Origin of the sequence: Polynucleobacter sp. AP-Ainpum-60-G11 (assembly GCF_018688375.1) — a bacterium.
In the GTDB taxonomy this organism is placed as follows: domain Bacteria; phylum Pseudomonadota; class Gammaproteobacteria; order Burkholderiales; family Burkholderiaceae; genus Polynucleobacter.
Genome location: NZ_CP061318.1, coordinates 1,629,830 through 1,649,109, shown reverse-complemented (window position 1 = coordinate 1,649,109; position 19,280 = coordinate 1,629,830). Strand labels below are relative to the sequence as shown.

Here is a 19,280-nt window from a genome sequence, read left to right as displayed (position 1 = left end):
TCAATATGAACCGATGCATACCGTCTTTAGCTTTCGATGATGTTGTTCATGCGGCAGAACAAGATCAAATCGGCAATATTATTAATGCCGAGTTTGTCAAAGACTCTAGTCTTGTAGGTAGCTACAGTTTTGTTGCTAATGTGAAGTAAGTCCGATATCTGCTGGTTGGTATTGCCTTTGCCGAGATACTTCATGACCTGCAGTTCGCGATCGGATATCAGTGCCAATTTGTCATTGTCACTGAGAGAGGTATTTCCGTTTTTTCCATGCGTAAAGAAGGTGTATCCCTGCGAGATCGCAACGCATGCAGCAAGGATCACATCTGCCCCTGCAGTCTTATTCACAAAACCATGTGCGCCGAGGGAGCGCACCCTGCCACCGTAGACCGCCTCATCCAGGCTGGACAGCACTAGGATGCGGACTTCTGGGTACATCAAGCCAATCCTACGAATCACATCAAAGCCATCCGTCTTGGGCATATCCAGATCTAATATCACCATATTAGGATTGACTTCTTTGATTGAGCGTAGGCACTCTTCACCATGCTGTGCCTGCCCCGCTATTTCAAAAAGCAATTGATCCTGAAACATACTTTTTAATGCCATCAGCATAGCTGGATGGTCATCTACCAACATCACGCGTTTTCTCATTACTTGTCTCCGTTTTGGGTTTTATGAGGGTGCAGCGAAAAAATGGCCTTAGCGATGCGGCTATCACTGATGTGTAGGATTTGATGTCGACTTACTGGTGGCATCATCAGTCCGCCATAGCTATGGTGTGCTCCGATTGCCATGACATTTTCTAAATCCTTCACCAGCGTGATGTTGCTGGCGTAGATTTGGGTGTGGAATTTATCGTCCAGGGAAGTCATTCGGTGGGGTAAGCCATCGGCTCGAAATTGCCCCATCTCAATATGAATACCCTCGGGTTCCATCTTCTCAATCCATTGGATTTGTAAGTTGGCCCCAGAAAATTGCAAGAGGTGAATCAGAACTCCAAGACGGCGCATGCGCAATAGGCCTTCCATGCAGGAATCCATGCGATCGGCATCATTGAGTTTGTGAATACCCAAACTCACGAGGCCAACGGGCAGCCGAGAGTTCAGAATCAGGTCGCTTAAAGCATCTATGAATTTGCTAGAAGCCAGGTGTTCCGCTGGCAGTGGCAAGACGCCCGGAATAAAGCGACCGCTACGATACCAATACGTAATGGTGTCTAAACCCTCCATGAATAATCTGAGGAGCTGTGTGTCAGTAGCAGTCAGCTATGGTCTAAATAAAGAGCTCGTCAGCTTTGTTCCTTGGTTATTAAAGATGGGTTCGTTACTAATCGCTTGTCGCTGGGACCAGGATTGGTGTTCTTCGAGCGCTTCGCCGCTAAGACCAAGCCAAGGCTGGCCACAGGCATCGCGCACTTCTTGGAAGGGTTTGTTCTTCCAAGCCTTTACAAGCGTGTACAGCCGGGATTTCGGGCTCATCAGCATTCTCCAATCATTGAATAGCCAGTCTAGGCAGGACAGATTGGAGGGGTAAGGGCTTAAAGCTTATTTATTTGTAGGAATCCACCTACTTGCCTGCCTCCATTATAGAAAGTGCAAGATGTCCTTTTGAAATTTAAGGTGATTTAACCCTTGAAATCCATAGAATCAGACCTATATAATCAGCACTCCCTACGCGCGAGTGCTAAAACGGGCTATTTCAGCTTAAAAGCTTGTTACTCTCGTGTTAAGAGATTGCAACACTATGATTTATATTGGTTTTTTAATTAGTTAACACTTACTAACATAGGAGAAGGAATGAATCTGCGTCCTTTACATGATCGCGTAATCATTAAACGTTTAGATCAAGAATCAAAAACTGCCTCTGGAATCATCATTCCGGATGCTGCTGCTGAAAAGCCGGATCAAGGCGAAGTATTGGCAGTTGGCCCAGGCAAGCGTGATGACAGCGGCAAGTTGAATGCACCAGACGTCAAGGTTGGCGATCGCGTGTTATTTGGCAAATATGCAGGTCAAACAGTTAAGGTCGGCAGCGACGAGCTTCTCGTAATGCGCGAAGAAGACATCATGGCTGTTGTACAGAAGTAATCGGTACCTAAGAAAGGAACTCAATCATGGCAGCAAAAGACGTCGTATTTGGAGATAACGCCCGTACCAAGATGGTAGAAGGCGTAAATATTCTGGCGAACGCAGTAAAAACAACTTTGGGGCCTAAAGGTCGCAACGTCGTTATCGAGCGTTCATTTGGCGGCCCAACCATCACTAAGGATGGTGTATCCGTTGCAAAAGAAATCGAACTCAAAGACAAGCTCCAAAACATGGGTGCTCAGATGGTTAAGGAAGTTGCTTCCAAGACTAATGACATCGCTGGTGACGGTACAACTACCGCTACTGTATTGGCTCAGTCTATCGTTCGCGAAGGTATGAAATACGTAGTTTCTGGTCACAATCCAATGGACTTGAAGCGCGGTATTGATAAAGCGGTAACAGCTGCAATCGAAGAGCTCAAGAAAATCAGCAAGCCTTGCACAACTACTAAAGAAATCGCTCAAGTTGGTTCTATTTCAGCTAACAGCGACCACAGTATTGGTCAGCGCATTGCTGAAGCAATGGAAAAAGTGGGCAAAGAAGGCGTTATTACTGTTGAAGATGGCAAATCTTTGGAAGATGAGCTTGAAGTGGTTGAAGGTATGCAGTTTGACCGTGGCTACCTCTCTCCATACTTCATCAACCAGCCTGAAAAGCAAGTTGCCGTATTGGAAAGCCCATACGTTCTCTTGTTTGATAAGAAAGTTAGCAACATTCGTGACTTGCTCCCAGTTCTCGAGCAGGTAGCGAAGTCTGGTCGTCCATTGTTGATCATCGCAGAAGATGTTGAAGGCGAAGCCTTGGCAACTTTAGTTGTCAACAATATTCGCGGCATCATCAAGACTTGTGCTGTTAAGGCCCCAGGCTTTGGTGATCGTCGTAAGGCTATGTTGGAAGACATCGCAATCTTGACTGGCGGTACTGTGATCGCTGAAGAAATCGGCCTCACACTCGAGAAAACAACTCTCGAGCATTTAGGTCAGGCAAAGCGTATCGAAATTGGCAAAGAAAACACCATCATCATTGACGGTGCGGGCGATGCTAAAGCAATCGAAGCGCGTGTGAAGAACATCCGTGTTCAGATCGAAGAAGCCACTAGCGACTACGACAAAGAGAAATTGCAAGAGCGTGTTGCCAAATTGGCAGGCGGTGTTGCAGTGATTCGTGTTGGCGCTGCTACTGAAGTTGAAATGAAAGAAAAGAAAGACCGCGTTGATGATGCATTGCATGCAACTCGTGCAGCGGTTGAAGAAGGTATTGTTCCTGGCGGTGGCGTTGCTCTGTTACGTGCAATGCAAGGTATCAAAGGCTTGAAAGGTGATAACGCTGACCAAGACGCTGGTATCAACATCGTATTGCGCGCAATGGAAGAGCCAATCCGCATCATCGTTTCTAACGCGGGTGATGAAGCCAGCGTAGTTGTTAATGCAGTATTGGCTAGCAAGGGCAATAACGGTTACAACGCAGCAACTGGTGAATACGGTGACCTCGTAGCTCAAGGCGTGATCGATCCAACTAAGGTAACAAAAACTGCATTGGTTAATGCTGCTTCTGTTGCAGCCTTATTGTTGACTACTGATTGCGCAATCTGCGAAGCTCCAAAGGAAGATTCCGCTGGTGGCGGCATGCCTGATATGGGCGGCATGGGTGGTATGGGTGGAATGGGCGGCATGATGTAATAGCCGTATATTTCCTCAGCTATCTGGCTGTAGAAACTAAAACGCCTGGTTCAAAAGACCAGGCGTTTTTTTATTGGCATCGGGATAGGCTGGATTCTTGGACAATAAAAAAACCGCCCGAAGGCGGTTATTTATTTCATAGCTAGTGTGCGGTCTTTAAGAAACTGACTTCACCATATCTTCAACAACCTTCTTCGCATCGCCGAAGACCATCATGGTTTTGTCCATATAGAAGAGTTCGTTATCAAGCCCGGCATAACCTGCAGCCATAGAGCGCTTGTTCACGATAATGGTTTTTGCTTTAAATGCTTCCAAAATTGGCATGCCAAAGATTGGGCTACCTGGTGTACGAGCAGCAGGATTAACCACGTCATTTGCGCCGAGTACTAGTACTACGTCAGCTTGACCAAAGTCGCTGTTGATGTCTTCCATTTCAAATACTTGGTCGTATGGAACTTCAGCTTCAGCCAAGAGTACGTTCATGTGACCAGGCATTCGGCCTGCTACTGGGTGAATCGCATACTTCACTGTTACACCGTGGTGTGTGAGCTTCTCGGTTAATTCTTTTAGAGCGTGCTGGGCACGGGCAACAGCTAAACCGTAGCCAGGAACAATCACAACCGTGTCAGCATTCTCCATCAGGAAAGCCGCATCTTCTGGTGAGCCAGTTTTGTAGTTCTTTGGACCGCCATCATCGGCACCACCAGCAGAAGCTTCGGCGCCAAAGCCGCCAAGCAATACCGCCAAGATAGAGCGGTTCATAGCCTTACACATGATGTAAGACAGAATCGCACCAGAAGATCCTACGCAAGCACCAGCAATAATCAATACGGGGTTGTTTAATGTGAAGCCAATACCAGCCGCTGCCCAACCAGAGTAACTGTTCAGCATGGACACAACGACTGGCATATCTGCGCCGCCGATTGGGATGATCAATGTCACGCCTAAGACCAATGCAATTGCGCACATCGCTAAGAATGCTTCGTGGCTACCTGTCATGAAGTACATGACGCCGCCGCCAACCATGCCAATTGCTAGGATGAGGTTCAGCAAATGTTGCCCAGCAAATGTCACTGGCTTGCCACTAACCTTGCCTGAAAGTTTTCCGAAAGCGATGACGGAAGCGGTAAAGGTAATGGCGCCAATAAATGCGCCAATAAAGAGCTCAATCTTTTGTGCGCCAGTATGGTCATGAGCAGGGTTGTAAACCGCTGCGATGGCGATCAATACCGCTGACAGGCCAACAAAGGAGTGCATGAGTGCTACGAGCTCAGGCATCTTCGTCATCTGCACACGCTTAGCAGCAATGGTTCCAATGACGGCACCGCCAACAATCGCACCAATAATTAATGAGAAGACGGGCTTGAAGTCCGGAATCATGAAGGTGGTGATTACAGCAAGCAACATGCCGATCATGCCGAAGGTATTGCCTTGACGTGATGTTGTTGGTGATGACAATCCACGCAAGGCGAGGATGAACAGCACCGAGGAAATGAGATAGGAAATCGCGGTTATGTTTGACATTATTGTGGTCTCTATAAGATCTTGTTCTAGTTTTATTTGGTTCCAGCCGCATCAGCCTTAGGAGCTTTTTTCTTGAACATTTCAAGCATGCGACGGGTGACCATAAAGCCACCAAAAATATTGATTGAGGCCAGGAATACGGCTACAGCGCCAATGATGCTGGTGAGAGTGATCTCATCACCACCAATCACTTCGGTTTGAAGTAGGGCACCAACAATAATGATTCCAGAAATGGCATTAGTAACCGCCATGAGTGGAGTGTGGAGTGCAGGGGTGACGTTCCAAACCACGTGGTAGCCAACGAAAATGGCCAAGACAAACACGGTGATGTTTTGGACTGTAAGGATGCTTTGAAAAGCAGCGAGATCCATGATGTTTCCTTTGAATATTCTGTATTAGTTTTTACGGACGGCTTGGCCATCACGACACATGAGGCAGGCAGTAACGATGTCGTCATCAGCTGGGATTACTAGCTTCGCTTCTGCATCAACGATGAGTTTCATGAAGTCGAGTAAGTTGCGCGCATACAAAGCAGAGGCATCCGCAGCTACCATGCTCGCGAGGTTGGTGTAACCAATGATCTTCACGCCATTCTTTTCAACAATCTTGTCTGCTTCTGTCAGTGGGCAGTTGCCAGAACCGTTATCACCACGACCAGCTGCTAAGTCGATCACGATAGAGCCGGGTTTCATATTGGCAACGGTGTCGCTGTGCAATAAGACTGGTGGTTTACGGCCTGGAATTAAAGCTGTTGTAATGACGATGTCCGCTTGTTGGGCGCGTTCAGCAACGAGAGCTGCTTGACGCTTCATCCACGCTTCTGGCATTGGGCGAGCATAGCCACCAACACCTTGAGCGATTTCACGTTCTTCATCAGTTTCATAAGGCACGTCAACAAATTTAGCGCCGAGAGATTCAATTTGCTCTTTAGCGGCAGGCCGTACATCTGATGCTTCAATAACGGCACCTAAACGCTTTGCAGTAGCAATGGCTTGGAGACCAGCAACACCAGCGCCTAAGATGAGCACACGTGCTGCTTTAACAGTTCCCGCTGCAGTCATGAGCATTGGCATAAAGCGCTGATATTCATTTGCGGCGACCATCACTGCTTTGTAGCCAGCGATGTTGGCTTGTGAAGAGAGGACGTCCATGCTTTGAGCGCGAGTAGTACGTGGGGCAGCCTCCAATGAGAATGCAGTCACGCCTTGAGTAGCCATAGCAGCAATATTGTCACTATCAAATGGATCGAGCATGCCAAGAAGTACGCTGCCAGATTTGATTTGTTTGAGCTCTGCAGTTTCAGGCGCACGCACCTTGAGAACGATTTCCGCCCCAAAAGCATCTGCAGCGCTACCAATTGTTGCGCCAACAGCCTCATATGCAGAATCGGGTTGGCTGGCTGTAATGCCCGCACTCTTTTGAATAACAACCGTGTGGCCCTGAGCAATCAGCTTCTTAACGGTTTCCGGCGTGGCGGCAACCCGAGTTTCCCCGGGTCTGATTTCCAACGGTACTCCTATGCGCATGGCATGTCTCCAAATGCTAATGATTCAAAAAATCTATTTTAGGTATATATACGCCAATACACATATATATGGATACCCTTATGTTTATTCCAGCTCTTGAGGCTAACTTGAGTTAAGGCTTTTACAATGGGGTTTTAGCTTATATTGAATTCTCGCATTTTTTGATGATCCCGCTCAATTCTTCCGCAATACCCGCCTCCAAGCCATCTAAAGTCGTTGTTGGGATGTCTGGAGGTGTCGATTCGTCTGTTGCAGCCTGGATGCTGAAGCAGCAGGGGTATGAAGTGATTGGCCTTTTCATGAAAAACTGGGAAGACGATGACAGCGATGAATACTGCTCAGCACGTCAAGATTGGCTTGATGTTGTGTCTGTGGCCGACATGATTGGCATTGATGTTGAGGCAGTCAATTTTGCTGCGGAATATCGTGAACGTGTTTTTGCTGAGTTTTTACGGGAATATGCTGCTGGCAGGACCCCAAACCCAGACGTCTTGTGCAATGCGGAAATTAAGTTCAAAGCTTTTTTAGATCACGCCATGAGCCTAGGCGCAGATGCCATTGCAACTGGCCACTATGCACGGGTTCGACATGAAGGCGGTCGAGTGCAATTATTAAAGGCCCTGGATGCCAGTAAAGACCAAAGTTACTTCCTGCATCGCTTAACTCAAAGCCAATTAGCAAACGTACTTTTTCCTTTGGGTGAAATTCCAAAGACTGAAGTGCGCAAGATTGCTGAGCAAATTGGTTTGCACAATGCGCGTAAAAAAGATTCCACAGGCATTTGTTTTATTGGTGAACGGCCTTTCCGAGAATTCTTAAACCGTTACTTGCCTCGCACCCCAGGGCCCATTAAAACTCCTGAAGGTAAAACGGTGGGAGAGCATATGGGGCTTGCCTTCTTTACCTTGGGGCAGCGCAAAGGCATTGGTTTAGGAGGTAGCCAAGATGGCAATGGTGATGCTTGGTATGTAGCTCGTAAGGATATTGTTAACAACACTTTGTATGTCGCTCAAGGCCATGAGCATCCTTGGTTGTTAGCTAATCAACTTACTGCAATTGATGCCAGTTGGGTTGCTGGTACAGCTCCTACTCCGGGGCAGTATTCAGCAAAAACCCGCTATCGCCAAGCAGACTCCGCTTGTGCTCTTGATGTTGGAGTGGAAGGGCCATTGAGTTTTCAATTGGCTTTTCCGGAAGCTCAGTGGGCAGTGACTCCAGGTCAGTCTGCGGTTTTGTATGACGGAGATATCTGCTTAGGCGGTGGAATTATTTCCGCCTAAGTTCCCTAAATTACTTGATGAGTAATTTCCTGATTTAGGCTGCTGGCGGTGCTGTTTCCGCAAAGGAAGGTCTTTGCATCAACTTTTGATAAAAGGCATCTAGATTTGGGTACTGAGCTTGCCAGGCGATATTTGGGAAGCGGAACAGCATGTAACCCAGTGCGCAGCCCACTGCAATATCCGCCAGCGTCATCTGGTTGCCATGACACCAGGCGTTATCGCCTAATTCGCGGGACATTTGAGCTAAAGCAGCGTCAATTTTGCCCATTTGGCGCTCTAGCCATTCAGAGCTTTGCTGCTCTGTTGGGCGCAAAGTCACCTCTAAGCGGGCCAAAATTCCAGCATCATCCACTCCATCAGCCAGGGCTTCCCAGGTTTTGACGCTAGCGCGCTCTCGGCTACCTGCTGGAATGAGCTTGCCAACTGGGCTAAGGGTGTCGACATACTCCGCAATCACGCGGGAGTCATAGATAGCTTCGCCATCATCCAAAATTAAACAAGGCACCTTGCCTAAGGGGTTATTAAGGGCAATTTTGGTGTCTGCAGCCCAGACATTCTCGAGTTCGAGGTCTACATCAACCTTTTTTTCCAAGAAAACAATGCGTACCTTGCGTACATAGGGGCTAGTGAGGGATCCGATAAGTTTCATACTGACCAGTATAGCCATCTCAGCCAATTTGGGTTGCCCCCAAGAACGATTAAAATCAGGGTTTATTGACATATTCAATGTAAAGGCAATATTCGTGAGTCAGCCGATTTCTACCCTTAATGCTCTTTCCCCTTTAGATGGCCGTTACGCTGGAAAATTAGATGCCCTACGCCCCTGGTTGTCCGAGGCTGCATTTATGCGTCAGCGGGTATTTGTGGAGATCCATTGGTTGCTGGCTTTGGCTTCTGCAGGTCTGCCAGATGTACCCAAAATCAGTGCAGCAGATGAAGCCTTTTTATTGGCTCTACCGGAAAACTTCTCAGATGCCGATGCGCAGCGTATTAAAGATATCGAAGCAGTTACCAACCACGATGTTAAAGCGGTTGAGTATTTCTTAAAAGAAAAAGTAGCTGGTCGCCCAGATCTATTGAAAGCTAGTGAATTTATTCATTTCGCCTGTACCTCAGAGGACATCAACAATACTTCGCATGGCTTGATGTTGCGTGGGGCGCGTGATCAAGTCTTGTTGCCACAACTCAGAAAAGTTCATTCTGTATTAACGGATTTAGCAGTTGAGAATGCCAGGGTGCCTTTGTTGTCTCGTACGCATGGCCAGCCAGCTTCCCCAAGTACATTGGGTAAGGAGTTGGCTAATATTGCAAAACGTTTAGAGCGTGCGATTGCAACGATTGCCGCAGTGCCGCTCTTGGGGAAAATGAACGGTGCCGTTGGAAACTACAACGCACACTTATCTGCCTACCCTAATTTTGATTGGGAAAATTTCTCCAAGAATGTCGTTGAGAAACGTTTAGGTCTTACATTTAATCCGTATACGATTCAGATTGAGCCGCACGATGGTATGGCTGAATTATTTGATGCGATTGCCCGCGCCAATACGATCTTGTTAGATATGGACCGTGATTTCTGGGCTTACATTTCAATTGGTTACTTTAAGCAACGCACTAAAGCAGGCGAGATTGGTTCATCAACCATGCCGCATAAAGTGAACCCAATCGACTTTGAAAATTCTGAAGGTAATCTGGGCGTGGCCAATGCCTTGCTGCGCCACCTAGCTGAGAAGTTGCCGATTTCTCGCTGGCAGCGCGATCTCACGGATTCAACCGTATTGCGTAATCTTGGGCCCGCCTTTGGACATAGCGTTTTAGCTTATGACAGCGCATTGCGTGGTTTAGGCAAATTAGAAGTAAACCATGCTGCAATTGCTGCAGACTTAGACAAGTGCTGGGAAGTATTGGCTGAGCCCGTCCAGACCGTCATGCGTCGCTATGGCATCGAGAACCCGTATGAACAACTCAAGGAACTCACTCGCGGCAAAGGAATCAATCAAGCTGACTTGCAAACCTTTATTCGTGGCTTGCAAATCCCTGAAGATGCAAAAGCCCTATTGCTCGAGATGACACCTTCTTCTTATTTAGGTAAGGCGGTCGAATTGACCGAACGTCTGAAAAAGTGAGTTTGACTCCAAGCCTTGGGCGCGTACCGCAAGATTCACAATACGGTGCCCGCCCTAAGTTCTGGTTTGCTGTTTATCAACTGCTTTGGCACCTCTTATTGCCTTTAGCATTTCTTCGCCTCGCTTGGCGCACACGACACTCATCAGAATACTTAAATCACTTTGCTGAGCGCTTGGGTTTTGCTTATGGAAAATCCGTTACTCAAGGTTGGGTATGGATTCATGCGGTATCCGTTGGTGAGACAAGAGCTGCTCAACCGCTTGTAGAGGCATACCTTGCGCGTGGTGAAAAGATTTTGTTGACTCATATGACGCTGAATGGCCGTCGCACTGGCGCTGTCTTGTTCGCAAAAGCAATTGCTACGGGTCAGCTACGCCAAGTCTATTTGCCTTACGACCTTTGCTGGTCTGTCGCTCATTTCATTCGCGCGTTTAAGCCCAAGTTTGGTTTGTTCATGGAGACGGAGGCTTGGCCGACCGTAGTGTTTTATTGTGCAGAAATCGGTCTACCATTATTTCTCGTGAATGCGCGTCTTTCTGAGCGTAGCGCTCGTCGCGTCAATCGATTTGGCAATGCCGGAAGATCTTTATTTCAGGCGTTTTCCGGCATCTTTGCTCAAACGCAACTTGATGCTGAGCGTTATCGTAGTCTCGGTGTAAAAAAAGTAGAGATCATGGGTAACCTCAAGTTTGATGTACCGCTGGATCCGGACTTAGTCCATCAGGGTAAATCTTGGAAGCAAGAGCTGCACTCCAATCGGCGTTTGATGGTCTGCGCAGCAAGTACCCGCGATGGTGAGGAGGAAATCATTCTGAGAGCGTGGAAGGATTTACTTCTGAGTAACGCTGTTGATGTTGCTCCATTGCTATGTTTGGTCCCTCGTCACCCTGAGCGCTTTTCTGAAGTCGCCAATCAAATCCAGGCCGCTGGTTTAGTGTTTCGATGCCGTTCAGAGTGGCTTGAGATGCCGAAAGTCGATATCGATGTGGATGTGGTTCTCGGTGACTCCATGGGCGAGATGCCAATGTATTACAGTGCCGCTGATTTGGTGGTGATGGGTGGCAGCCTCTTGCCATTTGGCGGCCAGAATCTGATTGAAGCTTGTGCTGCTGGTTGCCCCGTATTGCTCGGTGAGCATACTTATAACTTCCAGCAGGCTGCATTAGATGCGATAGAGATGGGTGCGGCAAAGCGTCTCGGGGGTGAGCTCATCATGAGCGAACCAATTGCCCTGATGGATGCTTTGAAAGAATTGTTACTGAATACCGCCGAACTGGCAAAGATGTCGAGCGCCGCAACTGCCTACGCGATTGAGCATCAAGGTGCGACTAAGAAAATATTAGCCGCCCTTGAGCATCAGAATTTCACGCTAAATTAACTACGAATTTAGCTACTTAGTAAAAACTTAGACCTGCGCACCAAAGTTTGGATCATCGTTACGGGCAGCATCATCCGGCTTACGCTCACCCTTCACCAAGTCTTCGCGGGTTACGCCAAGCCACATAGCCAATGCCGCTGCTACGAATACTGAAGAGTAGATGCCAAACAAAATGCCGATGGTGAGGGCTAAAGCAAAGTAGAAGAGGGTGGGGCCTCCAAAAATCAACATCGCCAAAACCATCATCTCAGTACTGCCGTGAGTAATCACGGTACGACTGATTGTGCTGGTAATAGCGTTATCAATAATCTCGCGGGTGTTCATCTTGCGATACTTGCGGAAATTCTCGCGAATACGGTCAAAGATCACCACTGACTCGTTTACTGAGTAACCCAATACCGCCAATACCGCAGCTAGTACGGAGAGTGAAAACTCCCACTGGAAGAATGCGAAGAAGCCCAGAATAATGACAATGTCATGTAAGTTCGCAATGATGCCGGCGACTGCAAACTTCCACTCAAAGCGGAAGGAGAGGTAAACCACGATGCCGATAATCACAAATAGCAATGCCATCAATCCATCAATTGCGAGCTCACGTCCAACTTGAGGGCCTACAAACTCGACGCGTTGTAGCTTTACGCCAGAAGTAGCTGGCTCAAGTGCTTGCATCACTGCGGCACTCTGATCCGCAGAGGAAATCATTTTGCCTTCGGCATCTTTTTGTAGTGGCAAGCGAATCATCACATCGCGTGAGCTACCAAAATTCTGAATCTGCGTATCGGAATAACCTAACTTTTCGACATTCGATCTAATCGAGTCTAAAGGCGCGGTTTGTGGATAGGTAACTTCCATTACCGTGCCGCCAGTGAACTCAATCGAAAGATGCAGTCCGTTATGCCAGAGGAAGAAGACCGCTGCTAAGAAGGTAATTAGAGAAACCGCATTGAGCGCCAATGCATGGCGCATAAAAGGTATATCTTTTTTGATCCGGAAAAATTCCATGGCCTATTTCTCCTGTGGGCGCCAAACTTGGCCGATAGCGAGTTTCTGAACTTTTTTACCTCTGCCGTACCAGAGGTTAACCAGGCCACGTGAGAAAAAGACTGCTGAAAACATGGAGGTCAAGATACCAAGGCAATGCACTACAGCGAAGCCTTTAATTGGTCCAGAGCCAAATGCAAGTAATGCAAGACCAGCAATTAAGGTGGTGACGTTTGAATCCAAGATGGTTGCCCAAGCCTTATCAAAGCCAACGGCAATAGCTGTTTGCGGAGCGGCGCCATTGCGCAGCTCCTCACGAATACGTTCATTAATCAAGACGTTGGAGTCAATCGCCATACCCAGCGCCAAAGCCATCGCAGCGATACCTGGCAGGGTTAAGGTGGCTTGCAGCATCGACAACACAGAAATCAAGAGGAGTAAGTTCACTGCTAGAGCTACTACGGAGAACGTGCCGAACAATAAATAATAGGCAATCATGAAGACAGAGATTGCCGCAAAACCAATGATGAGGGACTTGAAACCCTTCTCAATATTTTCTGCGCCCAGACTTGGTCCAATCGTGCGCTCCTCAATGATTTCCATTGGTGCCGCTAATGAGCCTGCGCGCAACAAGAGAGCTAAGTCATTGGCACTCTCAGTAGTTGGCTGGCCAGTAATCTGAAACTTAGAGCCAAACTCACCTTGAATGGTGGCGATCGTGAGAACCTCACCTTTGCCTTTTTCAAACAAGATCATGCCCATCGGTTTGCCGATGTTCTCGCGGGTAACTTCTTGCATCACCCGACCACCCGCAGCATCCAACGAGATGTTGACAGCAGGGCGTTGGTTTTGATCAAAGCCGGCGCTCGCATCCGTAATGCGATCACCACTAAAGATGACTGATTTTTTGAACACGCCCTGACGATTTTCTCCAAAACGGAAAACATCCATACCTGGAGGTGGAGTTTCACCAACCGCAATCGTGGAAACGATTGGATCAGCGAGTCTAGATTCGAGGGTGGCAGTGCGGCCAATAATGTCTTTTGCACGAGCGGTATCCTGCACGCCTGGTAACTGCACGACAATCCGTTCAGCACCTTGTTGTTGTATGACTGGCTCTTTAACAGCCAATTCATTTACACGCTTATTGAGCGTGACAATATTTTGTTTAACCGCGTTATCTTGAATTTCTTTTAAGGCAGTGGGTTTAAATTCGCCAATGAGTTTTGGGGATAGGCCAGTTGGCTTAATTTGCCAGGTCAGATCAGGCTGGCTAGTCATCAAGACGGAGCGCGCCTTTTCAGCATCTTCTGTGCTGCCAAAAGTCAGGGTGATGGAGTCTTGACCACGCTCGATACCTTGTTGGCGAATCGATTTGTCACGAAGCTGACTACGAATATCCGTTGCCAAGGAAGTTACCTTCTTTTGAACGGCGCCCTTCATGTCTACTTGCAGCAAGAAGTAAACCCCGCCACGCAAATCAAGACCAAGAGGCATTGGTAATGCATTGAGTGCATTTAACCAGCTTGGCGTATTGGAGAGTAAATTTAATGCAACTGTGAAATTGGGTTCATTTTGATCGATGTTCAATTTCTGCTGCAACAAGTCGCGAGCACGCAGTTGAATATCGGTATTGTTAAAACGAATTTTGATTGAGCCTACATTGCCAGTAGATTCAAAAAATATCCCGGTGTTGCTGATGTTGTCCTCAGTCAGAATCTTTTCGACACGAGACTGTGTCGCCAAATCAACCTTGATGGTTGGTTTGGCGGACGAGACTTGAACCGCTGGTGCCTCTCCGTAGAAATTGGGTAATGAATATAGTCCTCCAATTAATAAAGCAAATAGGATGACTATGTATTTCCAGAGAGGGTAGCGATTCATATTGAGATACTTTTAAACAAACGTATTAAGCGGACTTCAGTGAGCCTTTTGGCAATACTGTTGTGATGGCGCCTTTTTGCATTTGCACTTCAGTACCAGCAGAAATTTCAACAGTCACTACCTGATCTTTCAATGCAGTTACTTTGCCGATGATGCCGCCAACAGTCACTACTTCGTCGCCAACTGCAAGAGACTCAAGCATTGCTTTAGTTTCTTTTTGACGCTTCATTTGTGGGCGAATCATGATGAAGTACAACACTGCAAACATTAAAATGAGGGGAAGGAAGCTCATCAAGCCGCCAGAATCTGCACCCGCGGCTGGAGCCTGGGCAAAAGCGTTACTAATCCACATACAAAACCTCCATTAATTACCAATTGGAAACTGCTTCAGTTTTAGGCTTTTAAAGCGAAGCCGTAAACCCGCAATTCTAAACTGTATGGGGGTTTGAGGGCTGATTTACTGCCCTGAGGCTATTAATCCTGTCCAGGCTCAACGCCACGCTGGCGATTCCGATGAAATTCCTCTCGATAGGCGCTAAAACGGTCTTTGGCCAGGGATTCTCGGACCTCTTCCATGAGTTGGAGGTAGTAGGAGAGATTGTGGATGGTGTTGAGCTGTGATCCCAGGATCTCATTCGCCTTTTGGAGGTGATTTAAGTAGGATCTGGTGAAGTTTTTGCAGGTGTAGCAGGCGCAGGTAGGGTCAACAGGACGATCGTCGTCCTTGTACCCTGAATTGCGCAGCTTCAAGTCGCCAAAGCGGGTAAAGAGCCAACCATTTCTGGCATTGCGAGTTGGCATCACACAGTCAAACATATCGATACCCAGGCTGACGCCTAGCATCAGATCTTCAGGCGTACCAACGCCCATCAAGTAATGGGGCATGTGCTCCGGCAACTTAGGGGCTGTGAAATTGAGAATGCGCTCAAACTCAGGTTTCGGCTCGCCAACGGAGAGGCCGCCGATGGCAATGCCGTCAAAACCCTGTTGACTGACCGCATCCAAAGAAAACTCACGCAAATTCTCAAACATGCCGCCTTGGACAATGCCAAAAAGGCCATTGCCTGTCTCGAGCTCGCGAAAGCGCTTTAAGGAGCGATCACCCCAACGCAGGGACATTTCTAGTGAAGCGCGCGCAGTTTTTTCTGAAGTTGCTTGCCCCTTAACTTCGTAAGGCGTGCACTCATCAAATTGCATAGCAATATCGCTATTGAGTACCGCCTGAATTTCCATCGACACTTCTGGTGACATAAATAATTTATCGCCATTGATCGGGGAGGCAAAGGTCACACCTTCTTCAGAAATTTTTCTCAGAGCACCCAAGCTAAAGACCTGAAAGCCGCCAGAGTCAGTGAGGATCGGCTTGTCCCAACCCATAAAGCGGTGTAAGCCACCATGCTTTTTAATCACATCCAAACCAGGTCGTAGCCACAGATGAAAGGTATTACCTAAAATAATTTGGGCTTTGGCCTCATTTAAATCGCGAGGTGTCATAGCCTTCACGGTGCCATAAGTTCCGACCGGCATAAAGATCGGCGTTTGCACACTACCATGGGGAAGGTCAAGCTGGCCAAGACGTGCAGGGCTTGCAGAGTCACGCGCCAAGATATTGAAGTGAACAGGTTTAGTCATGAGTTTGTCTGGTTAAGAACATCGCATCGCCGTAGCTAAAAAAGCGATATTCATTTTGAATGGCATGTTGATAGGCATTGCGGATATTGTCTATGCCAGCAAAGGCGCTCACCAACATTAATAGGGTTGATTTTGGCAGATGAAAGTTTGTGAGCAAGCAATCGACGATTTTGAATGTGTAGCCAGGCGTAATAAATAAATTCGTTTCGCCGCTAGCTTGTTGGCTTTGAGCTTGGCTCTCTAGGGCGCGCAGGCTGGTTGTCCCGACTGCAATGACTTTGCCGCCTGCTTTGTGAGTAACCTCTATTGCCTCAATAGTTTCCGCTGGAACCGAAAACCACTCGTAGTGCATTTTGTGTTTACTGAGGTCTTCTTCACGAACTGGCGTAAAGGTGCCAGCACCCACATGTAGGGTAACGGTAGCTTGCCTAACCCCGAGTTCATTTAGCTTTTTGAGAATCGCTTCGTCAAAGTGCAATCCTGCTGTAGGAGCCGCGACGGCACCGGGATTCTTGGCAACGACGGTTTGATAGCGATTAGCATCTTCTTGATCTGGCTGATGCTCAATATATGGCGGTAGTGGTAATTCACCGAAGCGCTCAAGCAATTCAAATACATTCTCAGGGAAGCGCACTTCATAGAATCGGCCATCATAGCCAATCATTTCTACTGGGAAGGTTTCCCCAGCCTTATTGTGTATATGAACAATGCTGCCAGTCTTAGGAACCTTCGAGGCTCTAATTTGTACCCAGGCCTGTTTATCTCCGCTAATGCGTTCAATTAGGAGTTCAATATTGCCACCAGTCTCTTTTTTACCGTGCAGGCGAGCTGGAATAACCTTGGTGTCATTAAAGACGAGTAAATCCCCAGGCTTGATAAGGTTAAGAATGTCGGAGAACTGCCGATCGATCAATTGGGCGGCCTTATCCCCATTCACCCTCAGTTCTAGGAGGCGACTATCCGTTCTATTGGCCAGGGGATGCTGGGCAATTAGTTCGGGTGGGAGGTCGTAATTGAAGTCGGAAAGTTGCATAGCATTACCATCAGGTATTGGATTTTAACGATGACGACTAAGCGACCGCCAACTGCACTCGAAAAGATGGGTTTAAACAGCCCTATGGCACTTGCTTTGCACCTGCCATCCCGTTACGAGGACGAGACTGAGCTCTTCACTATCGAGGAAGCTTTGGGGTTTGGAAGATTCCATGCCATTCAGACTCAGGGTGTCGTGATTCGCAATCAGGTCATGTTCCGCCCTAGAAGGCAACTTTTAGTCACGATTGAAGATGACACTGCTTCGTTGCAGCTCCGATTCCTCAATTTCTACCCCAGTCAGCAAAAGCAAATGGCAGTCGGTGCGCATGTGCGGGTTCGAGGTGAAGTTCGCGAGGGTTATCAAGGTTCTGAGATGGTTCATCCCACCGTCCGTGCGGTTACGCCAGACTCTCCATTACCGGCAAGCTTAACCCCGGTATACCCAGCTAGCGCTGGTATCTCACAAACCATTATTCGTAAGGCGGTATTACAAGCTTTGCGTGACGCTAGTTTGAAAGAGAGTTTGGCTGAATTTTTGCCGCCCAAACTCATGGCAGAAATTTTGCCAACCAATGATTGGCCGCCGCTGCAAGACGCAATTACCTATTTGCATCAACCCCCTGCAGATGCTAATACCCAATCACTTCTGGAGCGGACGCATCCTGCGTGGCGCCGGGTGCAGTTTGAAGAGTTGCTCGCACAGCAGATTTCTTTGAAGCGAGCCCATGCTATTCGGAGAGAGAGGCGTGCCCCTAGTTTTGCGAGGGATCAGCAAGCAAGTAAAACAAAAAAAACAAATGCCAGTATTGAAGATGGCTTACTGAAAGTCCTGCCGTTCGAGCTGACTGGTGCCCAAGCTCGTGTCTGGTCTGAGATTGGACTTGATCTATCAAACACCTTTCCAATGAACCGCTTATTGCAGGGTGATGTGGGTAGCGGAAAAACAGTGATTGCGGCATTGGCTGCTGCGCGTGCGATGGATCATGGCTACCAGGCTGCCATCATGGTGCCCACAGAAATTCTGGCTGAGCAGCACTATCTCAAAATGCAGGAGTGGTTTGAGCCTTTAGGGGTCAAGATTGCATGGCTCTCGGGTAGCTTGAAGGCCAAGGAAAAAAGACTTGCACAAGAAATGATTGAGAGTGGTGAAGCTCAACTCATTATTGGTACTCATGCCCTGATTCAGGATAAGGTGAGTTTCGCTAAATTAGGTTTGGCTGTGATTGATGAGCAACATCGTTTTGGTGTGAGACAGCGTTTAGAAATTCAGCAACGGGTTGGTTCGGAATTATTTTATTGTCACCAATTAATGATGTCAGCCACTCCAATTCCGCGGACCTTGGCGATGACCTACTACGCTGACCTAGATGTTTCTGTGATTGATGAGTTGCCTCCGGGGCGCAAACCAATTGCCACCAAAGTGGTAAAGGCAGCGCGCAGGGATGAGGTGATCAGCGGGCTGCACGATTGGCTGGCTAAGGGATTGCAAGCCTATTGGGTTTGCCCCTTAATTGAAGAGTCTGAAGTATTGCAATTGCAAACAGCGGTTGAAAGTTTTGAGCAGCTCACGCAAGCGCTACCGAATTTCAAAGTGGGTTTAGTACATGGCCGTTTGAAGAGCGAAGAAAAAGCAGCGGTAATGGCGGCCTTCAAAGCCAATGAAATCCAACTATTAGTGGCAACAACGGTAATTGAAGTCGGGGTTGATGTACCCAATGCGGCGCTGATGGTGATCGAGCATGCGGAGCGTTTTGGTTATGCGCAGATTCATCAGTTACGGGGACGTGTAGGGCGTGGTTCAGCAGATTCGGTCTGCATCTTGATGTATGCAGAACCCCTATCTTTGGCTGCTAAGGAGCGCCTGCAAACCTTGCGAGAAACTTCAGATGGCTTTGTGATTGCAGAGCGAGATCTCTCGTTGCGGGGCCCTGGTGAATTATTGGGGGCAAAGCAGTCGGGTGATGCAATGCTCCGGTTTGTGGATCTTCAGCGCGATGCCTGGTTGATTGAGTTGGCGCAGACTGCAGCAGAGCGTTTACTAGCTGAGCATGGTGATCTCGTGGAAAGACATCTTGAGCGCTGGTTAGGTTCTCGTGCAGAATTTCTAAAAGCTTGATAATGACATCATGACTGTAATTAAGAAAGACGATT

The 19,280-nt window shown here is 47.8% G+C and carries 18 protein-coding genes; 6 read left to right on the top strand and 12 right to left on the bottom strand.

Going from position 1 to position 19,280, the window contains the following annotated elements:
• Window positions 1-26: 26 nt before the first annotated feature.
• The 3 genes from FD971_RS08515 to FD971_RS08505 are packed head-to-tail and all read right to left on the bottom strand — an operon-like array spanning window position 27 to window position 1,477.
• On the bottom strand, window positions 27-650 hold the full coding sequence (locus tag FD971_RS08515; protein WP_215333890.1) for a response regulator transcription factor: 624 nt from the start codon (window positions 648-650) through the stop codon (window positions 27-29).
• Complete coding sequence (locus FD971_RS08510) at window positions 650-1,228, bottom strand: hypothetical protein (protein WP_215333889.1); 579 nt, start codon at window positions 1,226-1,228, stop codon at window positions 650-652. Before FD971_RS08510 ends, FD971_RS08515 begins: the two co-directional genes overlap by 1 nt.
• 36 nt (window positions 1,229-1,264) lie before the next feature.
• Window positions 1,265-1,477, bottom strand: a complete 213-nt coding sequence (locus FD971_RS08505) for a hypothetical protein (protein ID WP_215333888.1) — start codon at window positions 1,475-1,477, stop codon at window positions 1,265-1,267.
• Window positions 1,478-1,795: 318 nt separating this feature from the next.
• Between FD971_RS08505 and FD971_RS08500 the strand changes: the two genes are divergently transcribed.
• Together FD971_RS08500 and groL are read left to right on the top strand one after the other, a co-directional pair.
• Window positions 1,796-2,086 (top strand): co-chaperone GroES, encoded by a 291-nt coding sequence (locus tag FD971_RS08500; RefSeq protein ID WP_015421939.1) that lies wholly within the window; start codon window positions 1,796-1,798, stop codon window positions 2,084-2,086.
• Window positions 2,087-2,112: 26 nt separating this feature from the next.
• Complete coding sequence (gene groL, locus FD971_RS08495; RefSeq protein ID WP_215333887.1) at window positions 2,113-3,765, top strand: chaperonin GroEL; 1,653 nt, start codon at window positions 2,113-2,115, stop codon at window positions 3,763-3,765.
• A 156-nt stretch (window positions 3,766-3,921) separates the two neighbouring features.
• Here groL and FD971_RS08490 read toward each other — a convergent pair whose 3' ends face one another.
• From FD971_RS08490 to FD971_RS08480, 3 genes are read right to left on the bottom strand one after another with little or no spacing between them, the layout of a single operon-like run.
• Complete coding sequence (locus FD971_RS08490) at window positions 3,922-5,289, bottom strand: NAD(P)(+) transhydrogenase (Re/Si-specific) subunit beta (RefSeq protein ID WP_215333886.1); 1,368 nt, start codon at window positions 5,287-5,289, stop codon at window positions 3,922-3,924.
• Between the two features lie 32 nt (window positions 5,290-5,321).
• A complete protein-coding gene (locus FD971_RS08485) occupies window positions 5,322-5,660 on the bottom strand; it encodes a proton-translocating transhydrogenase family protein (RefSeq protein ID WP_011903634.1) in 339 nt (112 codons plus the stop codon).
• 24 nt (window positions 5,661-5,684) lie between these two features.
• Window positions 5,685-6,815, bottom strand: coding sequence for a Re/Si-specific NAD(P)(+) transhydrogenase subunit alpha (locus tag FD971_RS08480; RefSeq protein WP_215333885.1), 1,131 nt, complete (start codon window positions 6,813-6,815; stop codon window positions 5,685-5,687).
• Window positions 6,816-6,979: 164 nt separating this feature from the next.
• On the opposite strand from FD971_RS08480, the gene mnmA reads away from it, so the two are divergent.
• A complete protein-coding gene (gene mnmA, locus FD971_RS08475; RefSeq protein WP_215333884.1) occupies window positions 6,980-8,095 on the top strand; it encodes a tRNA 2-thiouridine(34) synthase MnmA in 1,116 nt (371 codons plus the stop codon).
• 34 nt (window positions 8,096-8,129) lie between these two features.
• Here mnmA and FD971_RS08470 read toward each other — a convergent pair whose 3' ends face one another.
• A complete protein-coding gene (locus tag FD971_RS08470; protein WP_215333883.1) occupies window positions 8,130-8,744 on the bottom strand; it encodes a glutathione S-transferase C-terminal domain-containing protein in 615 nt (204 codons plus the stop codon).
• A 94-nt stretch (window positions 8,745-8,838) separates the two neighbouring features.
• On the opposite strand from FD971_RS08470, the gene purB reads away from it, so the two are divergent.
• Entirely contained in the window at window positions 8,839-10,218 is a 1,380-nt protein-coding gene (gene purB / locus FD971_RS08465) for an adenylosuccinate lyase (RefSeq protein ID WP_215333882.1), read from the top strand.
• Window positions 10,215-11,597, top strand: coding sequence for a 3-deoxy-D-manno-octulosonic acid transferase (locus tag FD971_RS08460; RefSeq protein WP_371743036.1), 1,383 nt, complete (start codon window positions 10,215-10,217; stop codon window positions 11,595-11,597). Before purB ends, FD971_RS08460 begins: the two co-directional genes overlap by 4 nt.
• Before the next feature lie 27 nt (window positions 11,598-11,624).
• Here FD971_RS08460 and secF read toward each other — a convergent pair whose 3' ends face one another.
• The 5 genes from secF to queA form a co-directional block, all read right to left on the bottom strand.
• The gene (gene secF / locus FD971_RS08455) at window positions 11,625-12,599 is read right to left on the bottom strand and encodes a protein translocase subunit SecF (protein ID WP_215333881.1); all 975 of its coding nucleotides are present in this window, start codon (window positions 12,597-12,599) and stop codon (window positions 11,625-11,627) included.
• Between the two features lie 3 nt (window positions 12,600-12,602).
• Window positions 12,603-14,462, bottom strand: coding sequence for a protein translocase subunit SecD (gene secD / locus FD971_RS08450; protein ID WP_215333880.1), 1,860 nt, complete (start codon window positions 14,460-14,462; stop codon window positions 12,603-12,605).
• A 25-nt stretch (window positions 14,463-14,487) separates the two neighbouring features.
• On the bottom strand, window positions 14,488-14,814 hold the full coding sequence (gene yajC, locus FD971_RS08445) for a preprotein translocase subunit YajC (protein ID WP_015421927.1): 327 nt from the start codon (window positions 14,812-14,814) through the stop codon (window positions 14,488-14,490).
• Between the two features lie 122 nt (window positions 14,815-14,936).
• The gene (tgt, locus tag FD971_RS08440) at window positions 14,937-16,094 is read right to left on the bottom strand and encodes a tRNA guanosine(34) transglycosylase Tgt (RefSeq protein WP_215333879.1); all 1,158 of its coding nucleotides are present in this window, start codon (window positions 16,092-16,094) and stop codon (window positions 14,937-14,939) included.
• Entirely contained in the window at window positions 16,087-17,127 is a 1,041-nt protein-coding gene (gene queA / locus FD971_RS08435) for a tRNA preQ1(34) S-adenosylmethionine ribosyltransferase-isomerase QueA (protein ID WP_215333878.1), read from the bottom strand. The genes tgt and queA overlap by 8 nt, the downstream gene beginning before the upstream one ends.
• 30 nt (window positions 17,128-17,157) lie before the next feature.
• Between queA and recG the strand changes: the two genes are divergently transcribed.
• Complete coding sequence (gene recG / locus FD971_RS08430; protein ID WP_215333877.1) at window positions 17,158-19,245, top strand: ATP-dependent DNA helicase RecG; 2,088 nt, start codon at window positions 17,158-17,160, stop codon at window positions 19,243-19,245.
• Window positions 19,246-19,280: the final 35 nt, after the last annotated feature.